The 11,714-nt window shown below is 67.0% G+C and carries 15 protein-coding genes, 2 tRNA genes and 1 pseudogene; 13 read left to right on the top strand and 5 right to left on the bottom strand.

Annotation, left to right across the window (positions count from 1 at the left end):
• Positions 1 to 68: 68 nt before the first annotated feature.
• Both NQU54_RS39725 and NQU54_RS39720 read left to right on the top strand, forming a co-directional pair.
• A pseudogene (locus NQU54_RS39725) lies at positions 69 to 167 on the top strand (IS5/IS1182 family transposase); the annotation flags it as partial.
• Positions 168 to 553: 386 nt separating this feature from the next.
• Positions 554 to 1,675 carry a DUF8371 domain-containing protein gene (locus NQU54_RS39720; RefSeq protein ID WP_210565696.1) on the top strand — a complete coding sequence of 374 codons (1,122 nt, stop codon included), beginning with the start codon at positions 554 to 556 and terminating at the stop codon, positions 1,673 to 1,675.
• 920 nt (positions 1,676 to 2,595) lie between these two features.
• On the opposite strand, the gene NQU54_RS39715 is transcribed toward NQU54_RS39720, so the two are convergent.
• From NQU54_RS39715 to NQU54_RS39705, 3 genes are all read right to left on the bottom strand, one after another.
• Entirely contained in the window at positions 2,596 to 3,009 is a 414-nt protein-coding gene (locus NQU54_RS39715) for a hypothetical protein (RefSeq protein ID WP_210565698.1), read from the bottom strand.
• A complete protein-coding gene (locus NQU54_RS39710; protein WP_306279536.1) occupies positions 3,003 to 3,392 on the bottom strand; it encodes an ATP-binding protein in 390 nt (129 codons plus the stop codon). Before NQU54_RS39710 ends, NQU54_RS39715 begins: the two co-directional genes overlap by 7 nt.
• An 84-nt stretch (positions 3,393 to 3,476) precedes the next feature.
• On the bottom strand, positions 3,477 to 3,908 hold the full coding sequence (locus tag NQU54_RS39705; protein ID WP_257635231.1) for an NUDIX hydrolase: 432 nt from the start codon (positions 3,906 to 3,908) through the stop codon (positions 3,477 to 3,479).
• Between the two features lie 87 nt (positions 3,909 to 3,995).
• Here NQU54_RS39705 and NQU54_RS39700 point away from each other — a divergent pair, with 87 nt between their 5' ends.
• From NQU54_RS39700 to NQU54_RS39650, 11 genes are all read left to right on the top strand, one after another.
• Positions 3,996 to 4,781 (top strand): GntR family transcriptional regulator, encoded by a 786-nt coding sequence (locus NQU54_RS39700; RefSeq protein ID WP_257635230.1) that lies wholly within the window; start codon positions 3,996 to 3,998, stop codon positions 4,779 to 4,781.
• Between the two features lie 183 nt (positions 4,782 to 4,964).
• Complete coding sequence (locus tag NQU54_RS39695) at positions 4,965 to 5,315, top strand: SCO3933 family regulatory protein (protein ID WP_257635229.1); 351 nt, start codon at positions 4,965 to 4,967, stop codon at positions 5,313 to 5,315.
• Between the two features lie 5 nt (positions 5,316 to 5,320).
• Positions 5,321 to 6,697, top strand: coding sequence for an FtsK/SpoIIIE domain-containing protein (locus NQU54_RS39690; protein ID WP_257635228.1), 1,377 nt, complete (start codon positions 5,321 to 5,323; stop codon positions 6,695 to 6,697).
• Positions 6,698 to 6,778: 81 nt separating this feature from the next.
• Positions 6,779 to 6,988 (top strand): hypothetical protein, encoded by a 210-nt coding sequence (locus NQU54_RS39685; RefSeq protein WP_210565704.1) that lies wholly within the window; start codon positions 6,779 to 6,781, stop codon positions 6,986 to 6,988.
• A 24-nt stretch (positions 6,989 to 7,012) separates the two neighbouring features.
• A complete protein-coding gene (locus NQU54_RS39680) occupies positions 7,013 to 7,786 on the top strand; it encodes a DUF2637 domain-containing protein (protein WP_257635227.1) in 774 nt (257 codons plus the stop codon).
• Positions 7,787 to 7,797: 11 nt separating this feature from the next.
• Entirely contained in the window at positions 7,798 to 7,983 is a 186-nt protein-coding gene (locus tag NQU54_RS39675) for a mobile element transfer protein (protein ID WP_100806672.1), read from the top strand.
• 13 nt (positions 7,984 to 7,996) lie between these two features.
• Positions 7,997 to 8,191 carry a hypothetical protein gene (locus NQU54_RS39670; RefSeq protein WP_020869652.1) on the top strand — a complete coding sequence of 65 codons (195 nt, stop codon included), beginning with the start codon at positions 7,997 to 7,999 and terminating at the stop codon, positions 8,189 to 8,191.
• A gap of 24 nt (positions 8,192 to 8,215) precedes the next feature.
• The gene (locus tag NQU54_RS39665) at positions 8,216 to 8,512 is read left to right on the top strand and encodes a hypothetical protein (protein ID WP_210565707.1); all 297 of its coding nucleotides are present in this window, start codon (positions 8,216 to 8,218) and stop codon (positions 8,510 to 8,512) included.
• Between the two features lie 166 nt (positions 8,513 to 8,678).
• The gene (locus NQU54_RS39660) at positions 8,679 to 9,974 is read left to right on the top strand and encodes a replication initiator (protein WP_257635226.1); all 1,296 of its coding nucleotides are present in this window, start codon (positions 8,679 to 8,681) and stop codon (positions 9,972 to 9,974) included.
• Positions 9,967 to 10,146: a helix-turn-helix domain-containing protein gene (locus NQU54_RS39655; protein ID WP_257635225.1), complete on the top strand. Its 180-nt coding sequence runs from the start codon at positions 9,967 to 9,969 to the stop codon at positions 10,144 to 10,146. The genes NQU54_RS39660 and NQU54_RS39655 overlap by 8 nt, the downstream gene beginning before the upstream one ends.
• Positions 10,146 to 11,360, top strand: coding sequence for a tyrosine-type recombinase/integrase (locus NQU54_RS39650; RefSeq protein WP_257635224.1), 1,215 nt, complete (start codon positions 10,146 to 10,148; stop codon positions 11,358 to 11,360). Before NQU54_RS39655 ends, NQU54_RS39650 begins: the two co-directional genes overlap by 1 nt.
• A 106-nt stretch (positions 11,361 to 11,466) precedes the next feature.
• On the opposite strand, the gene NQU54_RS39645 is transcribed toward NQU54_RS39650, so the two are convergent.
• Positions 11,467 to 11,540: transfer RNA gene (locus tag NQU54_RS39645), tRNA-Phe, on the bottom strand.
• A gap of 4 nt (positions 11,541 to 11,544) precedes the next feature.
• A tRNA-Asp gene (locus NQU54_RS39640) sits at positions 11,545 to 11,619 on the bottom strand.
• Between the last annotated feature and the right edge of the window lie 95 nt (positions 11,620 to 11,714).

Here is an 11,714-nt window from a genome sequence, read left to right as displayed (position 1 = left end):
CGAGCCCTTGCAGAATGATCTTCATGTGGCACGGTGGAGGGCCGGTGACCTCGTTCCTCGGGGTGAGGATGGCTCGGCCGAAGCCGTGGGAGATCAGTGACGAGCTGTGAGCGGTGATCGAACCGCTCCTGCCCAGGCACGAACGCCGCTACCGGCATCCGGGCTGGTAGCGGATCGACGACCGCAAGGCGCTGCAAGGGAGCCTGGGGGTTCTTTGTGGAGCGGGTGACGGGAATCGAACTCGCGCTCTGAGCTTGGGAATCACGGGTTGCTTGCGGCCGATCGTTGCGCTGACCTGCGTGAATGGCGCTGGATGCGATCTTGGATTTGGGCTCCTGGTAGCCCGCGTTGACTATGGTTTGCCGCTCGTTCTGGCACGCATCTGGCACGGCCGTCTAACGGTGATCAACGCCTTGCAAGTTCGATCACAGGCCAGGCCGGCCTCAGGTTGGGCTGGGCCTATTTGGCAGTAGTCAAAGCCCGACGCCCTGTGGTCGGTCTCACCTTCGAGTATCCTTTTCCCGCATCAAGGGGAGAGCGTAGAGGGGGATAAATGGCCTGGAATGAGACACCTGCGAAAGATGACCCGAATCTTTCCTTGCAAGCCTATTACGTAAGGCCAAACGTACTACAGAGCATGCTCAAGCCGGTAAGTCGAGCCATTTTCCAAAACATTTGGAATGCAGTCGGCGCCATGGATAGTGGGGGGCTTCGGAAAGCGGATTTTGTAGGCGATGTGGTTGCCGACCTGATTCGCGGACTCGGGCTTGTGGAAATCTCGGAGTCGTCTCTCGGTCCGGGCGACTGGTTTGTTCATTCCGGAGTTACTAGATATCATCCTCGGGATGCCCACTCTGGCAGAGCAGAGATCAAACTCGCTAGTGGGAAAACGGTCGTGGGTGTGGTGCGGCATGACTGCCGGATTACTAATTCTGCTTCCGTTAATATGTCAGGAGACGACGACGTCTCATTTGTTGTAGGGCGACTGCTGACGAGTGAAAAATTCGACCTAGTGGTCGCTGGGTACCGCGATCCGTTTGCGTTCTTCTCGCGGGGGCTTGACGTTCCTAGGATCTTTGACGTGACTCAAGGCGGAGACCTGTCGCAGATGGTTTACAACAAACCATGGGCGTCACGCTTCAAGATGCGTCTCGACATGCCTGACGCAGAAGCGCTTGCTGAAGTCATCGGTGACGTCATGGAGAGCTTCGCAGCTGCGGTGGGTAGGCAGGGAGCCTGGAAGCTCCTCTATGGGCGGGATGGTCGCCCCTTGCATGAGTCGCATCATCAAGGCATGTTCAGGCTTTTCTCGCAGCTTCCATTCGGGGCGCTCGGTATACATGTTGAGCCGAATGCGGACCACGGATCCGGGCCTACTGATTTTACGCTCAGATTGAACGATTCGGTAAATATCATCGAATTCAAGAAAGATGACAAGAAGGAAGAAATAAGGCACGGGCTAGCGGTTCAACTTCCAAATTACATGGAGTCGGCTGGAGCGGGCCGGGGTACTTATGTGGTCATGTGTCATAGTCGAGAAAAGGAAGACGTCTATAGGTTGCTGGCGGAAGTAATAGACTCCGATCCGACTCTGCCAGATATTGACTGCTGTGTAATCGATTGTCGACCCAAAACGTCGGCCTCCAAGGCGAGATCGCGGTACCCGCGCGAATGAGGTGACGGATTGCAGCTGTCGGTGGAGCGGGTTTGGTCGGTGGCCTGCCCGGTTTGGGGTCGGGCATGGTCAGGGGCCGTGCGCTGGTTGCCAGAGGGGGTCTGCTCTGCACGGGCACTTGTCTGTAGTCAAGTAGTGGGTCGCTGTCAAAATCCATCCCTGAATTTGGCGGCTCGATCTGATATCATCTTGTGGTCGCCAGTTGAGACTAGGGGCAGGGGCTTGGGGTTCGATTCCTCTTGCGTCCTTCCTCGTACTCGTTTCGGCCGCTTTGGCAATCAGGTTCATTATTCCTGTCCTAGGAAACACCACGTCAGGGAACCAGGCAGCCTCCGCCGGGCGGAAGGAGAGCGTTATGGGCAAAATTCGAAAGTCAATTAAGGTCGTCTTGAAGGTGGCCGTGGCGGTCGTAGAAGGCTCCGCAGCTGGGCTGCTGCTTCCTGCCTGAGCTGGCGAACCGCATGGCCCCGGACCTTACTGAGTCCGGGGCCATGCGGCATTTGCACTCCTGCACCAGCCCACCACTCTCCCCAGCTCCCATCCCGTCTGCCGTCGACCCACACACCGTGGAGCGGGCGCGGCCCCTGGCGTCCAGGTGGAGCGCGCCACTGTACGAACGACCTGGACGCCAGGGGCCGCGTCTGCTCGGCTCTGCCTGGGTCGACGGCAGACGGGATGGGAGCTCCCCGCGCACGCCACCGTTGGCCCGCACTCGCGAACGGAGCCCCGTCCATCCCGGAGCCTGAGCGCCCCCGCCGGAGGCATCAATCTCTAAGGTCAAGCGGCTGATTGCTGTGTGCGCGGCACGGGCGGCGGCCGGGGTGGAGCGGGGCGGAGACAGGAGCGCAGGCCCGGCCGGGGGCCGGGCCGCGCGCGGGGAGCGGAGCGAGCCGCCTTGAACCTGTAGAGAAGGTTGTAACTCAGTAGCCGTTGGCCTGGTGTCGGGCGATCTTGTGTGTGGTGGGGCAGGTGAACTGTTCGGCGCATGCCGGAAGGCGTCGGGACTCGCGGTGGGCGAGGGGTAGGAAGATGACCGGCCGGAGGATCCATTCGATGTGGGTGTCGTGCTGGGTGAGGGCGAAAGTGGCTGCTTGCCCGTTGGCCAGGGCGTCTTCGGCCTCTTTGTGGCCGTAGGTGACCCAGTCCCATGCCTGGTGGGCTGCTTCCCGGTCGAGTGCTGAGGCGATGGTTCGCACGGTGACGCGGATCCATCGGGTGGCCTCGCTCGGGCTGTTGGTTTCGATGGAGGCGAGCAGGACGGAGCGGGGTCCTGTGGCTGGTGAGCGCGTCCAGCATTCGCACCAGTAGCCGGGTCGTAGCAGGGGCCTCAGCATGTCGTGGCTCCTGCCTGCTCGGGTGCTACGAGCTGGGCGGTGACGGTGCGGCCGTGCTGGCTGCCGGTGATGTCCAGGCGGCGGGCGAGTGCCATGACGATGGTTAATCCGCGGCCGTGGGTGTCGTCCGGGTCGGCTTCCGTGTGGCGGGGTTCTTCGGGGTGGCCTCCCTCGTCGGTGACGGAGATCGCGACGGTGCGGGGTGAGAGGGACAGCGTGAGCTGGAAGGTGCCGTAGGGGGTGCCGCTTGCGGTGTGGGTGAGGGCGTTGCTGCCGAGTTCGCTGACGATCAGCTCGGCGTCGTGCGCGCAGGGGTGGCCGTTGAGGATGTCGCGGGTCCAGCGGCGGGCGCGGGTGACTTCTTCTCGGGATCCTGGGCACATTAGGCCCCAAACTCGCGGAGCACTCATATACTCGTCCATACAAGTTCCTTCGTGCTGGTAGGGGCTATGGGTCGTGGGTGCGTGCTAGATGAGTCGTACGCCGTCGTGGGCGCGGATGGCCGGCGGGCTGGTGTTGTCGAGCGCGTCCAGGACGCGGATGGCGTATGCCTCGTCGGCGAGCTCGGTGACCTCGTCGCGGGTGGCCCAGCGCAGGGCGCGGGTTTCCGCTCCGGTGGTCGGGGTGCCGTCGATGGCCTCGCAGCGGAAGACCATGGAGACGATCAGGCCGGTCATGTTCTTGTAGACGCCGGTGAGGGTCGCGGGAAGCGCGATCTTGATGCCGGTCTCTTCGAGGACTTCCCGTTGCAAGGCGTCGGGGATGGTTTCCTCGCGTTCGAGCACGCCGCCGGGCGGTTCCCACTTACCGTTATCGCGTCGCTTGATCAGCAGCGCACGGCCAGCGTCGTCGACGATGACTCCGGCGACGCTTACGGAGTGCGGGCGCTCAGTGCTCACGTTCCTCGGCCCTCTCGGCTGGCTAGGCTCTCCACCGTAGCAATTCCAGTTAGCCGCTCGTCTAGATACCTAAAGGAGTATGTGCACATGCCTTCTCTGACTTCCGTTCTGGGTGTATTGGATCCGACGAGCGACCGGGCGGTGTTCCGGCAGATCGCTGACGCGCTGCGGGAAGCGATCGACAAGGGACGTTTCCGGGAGGGGGACAAGCTGCCCTCCGAGACTGAGCTGGTCGACCACTTCGGCGTCTCGCGCATGACCGTCCGCAACGCTCTGTCGCTGCTCCAGCAAGAGGGGCTGGCCGTGTCCGAGCACGGCAAGGGGGTTTTCGTGCGGCCCCGGCCACCCGTGCGGCGGCTGGCCTCGAACCGGTTCGCGCGGCGCCATCGGGATCAGGGGAAGGCCGCCTTCACCGTGGAGGCCGAGGCGGCGGGCAGTCGCCCGGAGGTCGACAACCTCGAGGTGAAGGAGGAGCGGCCGTCGCAGGACATCTCGGCCCGGCTGGGTTCGCCTCGTAAGGTGCTGGCCCGGCGGCGGCGCTACCTGCTGGATGGGCGGCCGGTGGAGTTCGCCACCTCGTATCTGCCGCTCGACCTCGCGCGCAACACTCCGATTGCCCAGCCGAACCCCGGCCCCGGTGGGATCTACGCCCGGCTGGAGGAGATGGGCCACCGGCTGGACCACTTCGACGAGGAGATCCGGGCCCGGATGCCCTCCCCTGCCGAGGTGCGCACGCTCCAGCTCGCCTCCGGTGTACCGGTGATCCATCTGGTCCGGACTGCCTACGACGTTGAGGGGCGGGCGGTGGAGGTGTGTGACACCGTGATGGCCGCCGACGCGTACGTCCTCGCCTACCAGCTTCCTGCCAACTGACGCACGGCCGGGGCGTGGTGGCCCCGGGCTGCTTCTTCTGACTCGTACACACGAAGGCACTACTCGTATAGACGAGTGGGCAAGCTGTGTGGCATGGTGGTCCCCGTTCCCGCTCGTTCGGGTTCGAAGACCGCAACTCATCTACACAACTAGGTGCGTTGTTCGTGAGAGAAGGAGAAGTAGTTGCGTTCCATTCGAGTTGAGACCTCTGGTGCCACGGTTCTGCTGACTGAGGCGCCGGAGCCGAAGGTGAAGGACCGGCAGACTGGCGAGATCGCCAAGGACGCGCAGAGCGGTGAGGTGCTTATGCGGCTCGGCGTCGTCTACATCGACGGCGGGGAGCCCTCGTTGCTTCAGGTGACTCTGCCGGAGAGCGGCGTGACGGAGGGGCTGGCGCTCGGGGCGCCGGTCACGCTGATCGGTCTGATTGCCCGGCCCTGGGAGTCCGTGTTCAACGGGCAGCAGCGTCACGGGATCGCCTTCCGGGCCGAGGCCATCGCCCCGGCCGCCATATCGGTTGGTGCGGGGGCCTGAGCCTGATGGCTGACGTGATGACGCTGATGGAGGTGGGTGGTCCGGTCGCCGCTACGGTCGGCGGGGCCGCCTACCTCCGGGCCCGGCACCCGGCCGCCTACTGGTCGACGGTTGGGATGCCTATTTCGACGGCCCGGTTGCTGGGGTCGTATGGGTCCGTGATGGATGCGTGTGGGCTGACCGTTCCGCCGTCGCGGCTGCGGGCCTGGGCGGTGCAGGCGTTCACGCATCGGGAGGTCCGGCCGGTGCCTCCGCGTCGGGGGCTGATCCGTCCGACGTCGACCGGGCTGCGGGTCCGGCTGCGGCTGGCACCGGGGCAGGAACCCGCCGACGTGGCCGCCTCGTGCGAGCGGCTGCGGCATGCCTGGGGCGTTCACGGCGCCTACGTGGAGGAGATCAAACCGGGCGTGGTCGAACTGCGGCTGATCGGCTTCGACGTGCTCCGGAAGGTCCGGATGCCGCGCAAGACCGGCGGCGGCTTCCTGAAGGTGCCGGTGGCGCTGCGGGAGGACGCGACGCCGTTCGTCCGGGACTACCGGGCCATCCCGCATCAGCTCACCCTGGGTGCCACGTTGTCGGGGAAGTCGATGTTCCTGCGGCACCTCATCGCCGGGCTTGCTCGGCAACCGGTCGCGCTGGTGGGGATCGACTGCAAGCGGGGTGTCGAGCTGGCGCCGTTCGCTCCACGGCTCTCAGCCTTGGCTACTGATCCTGTGCAGGCGGCGGAGCTGTTGCCTGTGCTGGTTGGGCTGATGGAGGACCGGTACGACCTGATCAAGGCTCGGCAGGGCATCGCGCCCAGCACTCCGGACGAGGAGATCACTTCTGACATCTGGGGGCTGCCGGAGGAGGAGCGGCCGGTGCCGGTGGTGCTGGTTGTGGACGAGGTGGCCGAGCTGTTCCTGGTCGCCACGCGGAAGGATGAGGAACGGCGGGATGAGATGGTCACCCAGCTCATCCGGCTCGCCCAACTCGGCCGCGCGGCAGGCATCTACCTCGAGGTGTGCGGGCAGCGCTTCGGCGCCGAGTTGGGCAAGGGGGCGACGATGCTGCGGGCGCAGTTGACCGGGCGGGTCTGCCACCGCGTGAACGATGAAGCCTCCGCCAAAATGGCGCTCGGCGACATCGCCCCCGAAGCGGTCGGCGCGGCCTGCGCCATCGCCCCCGAATGGCCCGGTCTCGCGGTCGCGGGTGATACGTCCGGCGGCTGGTCACGCATCCGTCCGCCCCATCTTTCACTCGCTGACGCTGCGGCCGTCTGCCGCGACCATGCCCATCTCGTCCCGGACATGCCCGCGCTGGAGCCGTTCCGGCCGGACGCGCCGGCCGTTCCGGTGAGCGCTCCGCCGTCCCTGCTCAAGCCGCTTCCGGCTGCCGAGTAACCCACCCCGTCTGACGGCTGGTGCGACCGCATCGTGCCGTGTCCCTACCCCCGCCATGCCTGAAAGCGAAAGGGAGCCCCTGTGTCCCGTCCCACCATCTCCGAGGTCTCCGCGCTCCTGGCCGACCTGGCCGACTTCCGCACACGCGGGGTCGGAAGCAACGCCGAGCTGATGAACCGCAAAGCGGACCTCTTGGAGCGCATCGCCGCTGCCCAGCCCGATGACGCCCAGGCCGCTGAGGTCGCCGCCGCTGCTCGCGCCCATGCCGATGAACTCACCGCAGACGGCTGACTGGACCGGAAGGAGTTGCCACCCATGCGCGCTTACCTGGCGCGGGTTGACGCGGTGTTGGTGCAAGCGGTCATCGCTGCCGCGCTGTCTTTCGCCCACCTGCATGACCTGGCCTCGGCGGCCGGGCAGGACGGGTGGAAGGCGTGGGCATACCCGGTCTCCGTCGACCTGCTGCTCGTCGCGGCCTGGAAGCGGCTCCGGTCGGGGGCGTCCAAGGCGGCGGGCTGGTGCTGGTTCGTCGTGGCTTTGGCCGCGTCGCTCGGGGCGAACGTCGCCACCGCCGGGCTGCTCGACCTGGCCGACGTACCGGACTGGCTGCGCATCCTCGTCGCCGGATGGCCCGCTGTCGCCTTCCTCGGCGGCACGCTCCTCGCCCACACGAGTGCTCCGCTCAGCAACAGAGACGGCAGCACGACACCGCAGGAACGCGACCGGCGACCGCCCGCCATAAGGCGGACCCCCCACACGAGGCGGCAGGCTGGCGCGGTCGCCGATCCACTCGAAACCCGCACCACTCAGCCAGGTACCCAGCCGAGTGCACGAAGCGAAGCCAACGATAGCCGCAGTGGCGAAGTTCCTGCCACGCAACCCGCTGTCGATGAACAAGCTGACCCCATAGACGACTTGGCCGTACCACCGTCGGCAACGGTCAAGTTGCCACCCGCCCTTGTCGCCCACGCGCGCAAGCTCGCCGACGATCACCACGCCCGTACCGGCTCGCCCATCGACCCCGAGACCCTGCGCGCCCGCCTCGGCGTCCCGGCGCCGTTGGCCGACGCCATCGCCTCCCGTCTCTGAAGGAGTCCACGATGCTCCGCCGCTTCCGCAACGTCGCCCGTATCGGGCCGGTCCGCGTCGGCACCGCCAACGACCAGCGGGGTCGGGTGAAGCACACCGCCGTGTGCACCGCTCCCCGGTGTGACTTCTCCGCCGACTACGACACCCGCGCCGCCGCCGAGCTGGCCGCCCGTACACACCGCTGCCCCATCCGCTGAAAGGAGATCGCCAGTGACCGTCAGCCTGCCCTTGGTTCTCGTCCTGGGCGCCGTCGCCTGGATCGCGATCAAGTTCATGGGCGTCCGCCTGTGGGTCGCCGTCGTGATCGCGCTGTTCGGCTTCTGGCTCGCCCACACCGGGCTTGCGCCCTCCGTGGAGTCCGGTACGCGCTCCGGCGTCGACTCCGTCAACGAGCAACACGACTAGACGAGTAGCTGAGAGGAGATCGCAGTGTTCCGACCGAAGTACCCCGAAGCCCCCAAGCCGTCGATCGTCCACGTGCCCACCGCCGTCCCGGCGGCCCAGCACGGTCACGCGACGGCCTGCTCCTGCCAGCACACCACCGCGCCCGCTCCGGCTCGCCCGGCCGGGGTCTTGAGCGGTCTCAACGCCGGAACGGTCGGCGCCGTGGTCACGGTCGGCATCGTCCTGACCGCGCTCCTGGCCGCTGTCGCTGTCACGGCCGTCTCCGTCGCCGTGGCCGCCGTGGTCATGCGCTCGCTGCTGGCCAGCCAGCGCCGCCGCTGATCCCGCTCGAACACGACTGCCGGGGCGGCCTCGATACCGCCAAGCATCCGCCGCCCCGGCAGCCCAACCCCTCCCCGACCCAAGAGCCGAAAGAGGAGACCCCATCATCACCCGCACCACCCCGCCACCGCTGCCCCAACTCCGCACCCTGGCAGCACTGGGCACCATGCCCGCACTGCTCCGCCAGCTCTCCGGCCTTGGCGGCTGCACCAACCCCATCCGCCTCGACGGCCACCGCACCGAACACCACCTCGACCGCGACACCGGCGAGATCGGCCGCATCCTTCATCACCTGGACTCCACCGAACTGCCCGCCGGGCATCTCCTGGTCCGCTGCAACAACCGCCGCGTCACCCGTTGTGCGGCCTGTGCCGAGACCTACCGCCGTGACACCTTCCACCTGATCACCGCCGGACTGCGCGGCGGGAAGGGCACTCCGGAAGACGTGGCCACGCACCCGCGCGTCTTCGCCACCTTCACCGCGCCCAGCTTCGGCCCCGTCCACAACCGGCCTACCGGTCCGGCTGGCACGGTCCGCCGCTGCCGGTGCGGCATCCGCCACGACCAGGAGGACGACGCCCTTGGTACCCCGCTCAACCCGGACAGGTACGACTACGAATCCGCGGTGCTCTGGAACGCTCACGCGGGCCTGCTGTGGCGGCGCTTCTCGATCTACCTGCGGCGGGAAGTCGCCAGGCGGGCCGGGCTCACTCAGCGGGCCTTCCGCGAGCACGCCCGGTTGTCCTTTGCCAAGGTCGCCGAGTACCAGAAGCGCGGCGCCGTCCACTTCCATGCCGTGATCCGCATCGACGGCCCCGATGGCGGCGACACCCCGCCTCCGGCCTGGGCCACGGTCGAGCTGCTGGCCGACGCTATCGAGGCGGCTACACCCAAGGCACAGGTTGCCGGGCCGGTCATCGACGGCCGGGCGTACACCTTTGTCTTCGGTGACGAACTCGACGTACGGCCCATCCGGGGCGCCGACTTCAGCGGCGGCCAGGAGCTGACCGACCGGGCCGTGGCCGCGTACATCGCCAAGTACGCGACCAAGGGTGCCGAGACCGCGACGGGGGCCCTGGACCGGCCGATACGGCTCATCGCCGAAGTCGCCCAGCTCGACATCAGCGAGCACGCCCGCCGTCTCGTCCGCACCGCTTGGGCCCTCGGCGCCCGCAAAGACCTGGAACACCTCCGGCTCCGCGCCTGGGCTCACATGCTCGGCTTCCGGGGCCACTTCTCCACCAAATCCCGCCGCTACTCCACCACCTTCGGTGCCCTCCGTGACGCCCGCGCCGCCTGGCGTCGTGCTCAGGCTGCGGCCGCCGACTCCAGCCCGGCCGAGACCACGCTGGTCCTCGCCCACTGGGTCTACGCCGGAACCGGCCTTACCCCCGCCGAGGAATGGCTGACCGCCACCATCACCCCCGCTCCCGGAACGGAAGGAGAACCCACCCATGGCTGATGAACTGCTCACCGTGCCGGAGGTGATGGCCCGGCTCAAGATCGGCCGTTCCACGGTCTACGACCTGATCCGGTCTCGGCGCCTGCGCTCCATCACGATCGGCCGCGCCCGGCGCGTCCCGGCCGCCGCACTCCGCGACTTCATCGACCACCAGATTGCCGAGGCCGCCTGATGCCATCCCAGCGCAAGCGCAACCCCAACGGGGCCGGAACGATCATCAAGCGCAAGGACGGCCGCTACGAGGGCCGGGCGTATGTGATCACGGCGTCCGGCATCCGCAAGCGCAAGTCCGTGTACGGCGAGACGTGGGAGGAGGTGCACCGGAAGCTGATCGATCTCCAATCCCAAGATCACAAGGGGGTGCCCCTGCCCGACACAGATTCGACCCTCGGTGAGTACCTGGCCTACTGGCTGGCTGAGGAGGTCGCCCCCAACCGGCGGCCCAAGACGTACCAGGGCTACGAAAGCGTCGTGCGCGTCCACCTGGTCCCCGGCCTGGGTAGCAGGAAGCTCCGCGACCTGCGCGCCCAAGAGGTCCGGGTCTGGCTCAACCGGGTGCGCGAAGAGTGCCAGTGCTGCAAGCACGGCTGGGACAAGGAACGGGCAAAGCCGCAGTGCTGCGCCGCTCGCCGCTGCTGTGAGCGCAAGCTGTCGGCCCGCATGATCCAGTCGATTCACGCCGTGCTGCGGAACGCCCTGGAGCACGCCGTACGCGAGGAGCTGATCATGCGGAACGTCGCCAAGCTCGTGAAGAGCCCGGCGCCCTCCTACCGGACCGGCAAGGGGCTCTCACCCGCCCAGGCCAAGCTGGTGCTCAAGGAACTCCGGGATCACCGCCTGCACGCCCTCTACGTCCTGGCGCTGCTTCTCGGCATGCGGCGCGGCGAGCTGCTGGGCCTGCGCTGGTCGGCTGTGGACCTGGAGCGGGGCACCCTCACCGTGCTGACCAACCTCCAGCGCGTCGGGGGAGAGCTGCGGCTTGTCCTCCCCAAGACGCGGTCTTCCGAGCGGACCATCCCGCTCCCGCCCCTCGCGGTCTCCGCGCTCCGTGCCCACCAGGAGCGTCAGGCGCAGGAGCGGGTGGCGGCCGGCATGGGCTGGCAGGAAAATGGGCTGGTCTTCCCGTCCCGGATCGGGACTCCGTATGAGCCGGACAACCTGCGCCGGAGCTGGGACCCGGTGCGGAAGCGGCTCGGCCTGGATCTGCGCTTCCATGATCTCCGCCACACCTGCATCACGCTGCTGCTGGATCTTGGCGTGCCGGTGCACGTCGTCCAGCAGATCGCCGGGCACAGCGATCATGGCGTCACCATGCAGGTCTACGCCCATGCCTCGCTCGATGAGCAGCGGAAGGCGCTCGGCCGCCTGGAGGACCGGTTGGCGTAGATCCGGTGATCCGGCGCCGTTGGCGTCAGCCGTAGGCGTCACAGGCAATGAAGAAGCCCCCTGCCGGACGGACCGGGAGGGGGCTTTGCCCTGGTGAGGGCTGCAGTGGCTGGGGCCGGGGTCGAACCGGCGACCTTCCGCTTTTCAGGCGGACGCTCGTACCAACTGAGCTACCCAGCCGCAGCGGTCCTGACGGGATTTGAACCCGCGGCCTCCACCTTGACAGGGTGGCGAGCACTCCAAACTGCTCCACAGGACCTTGCGTGTACGAGCACGAGTCTCGCACATGTGGGGTGCGCTCCCAACGGGATTTCCCTCGTGGATTCGCACTCCTCGCGACCTTCGAACCGGGGC

It is taken from the genome of Streptomyces malaysiensis subsp. samsunensis (assembly GCF_024519315.1).
GTDB classification, from domain to species: Bacteria; Actinomycetota; Actinomycetes; order Streptomycetales; family Streptomycetaceae; genus Streptomyces; species Streptomyces malaysiensis.
Note: the sequence above shows the minus strand (reverse complement) of the source record. Positions and strands in the feature narration are given on the sequence as shown.

Bases quoted from the DNA above. Each gene is read 5' to 3' on its own strand.
- NQU54_RS39720 (WP_210565696.1), top strand. From the start codon at position 554: ATGGCCTGGAATGAGACACCTGCGAAAGATGACCCGAATCTTTCCTTG.
- NQU54_RS39715 (WP_210565698.1), bottom strand. From the start codon at position 3,009: ATGCTGAGGCCCCTGCTACGACCCGGCTACTGGTGCGAATGCTGGACG.
- NQU54_RS39710 (WP_306279536.1), bottom strand. From the start codon at position 3,392: ATGTGCCCAGGATCCCGAGAAGAAGTCACCCGCGCCCGCCGCTGGACC.
- NQU54_RS39700 (WP_257635230.1), top strand. From the start codon at position 3,996: ATGCCTTCTCTGACTTCCGTTCTGGGTGTATTGGATCCGACGAGCGAC.
- NQU54_RS39690 (WP_257635228.1), top strand. From the start codon at position 5,321: ATGGCTGACGTGATGACGCTGATGGAGGTGGGTGGTCCGGTCGCCGCT.
- NQU54_RS39680 (WP_257635227.1), top strand. From the start codon at position 7,013: ATGCGCGCTTACCTGGCGCGGGTTGACGCGGTGTTGGTGCAAGCGGTC.
- NQU54_RS39675 (WP_100806672.1), top strand. From the start codon at position 7,798: ATGCTCCGCCGCTTCCGCAACGTCGCCCGTATCGGGCCGGTCCGCGTC.
- NQU54_RS39660 (WP_257635226.1), top strand. From the start codon at position 8,679: ATGCCCGCACTGCTCCGCCAGCTCTCCGGCCTTGGCGGCTGCACCAAC.
- NQU54_RS39655 (WP_257635225.1), top strand. From the start codon at position 9,967: ATGGCTGATGAACTGCTCACCGTGCCGGAGGTGATGGCCCGGCTCAAG.
- NQU54_RS39650 (WP_257635224.1), top strand. From the start codon at position 10,146: ATGCCATCCCAGCGCAAGCGCAACCCCAACGGGGCCGGAACGATCATC.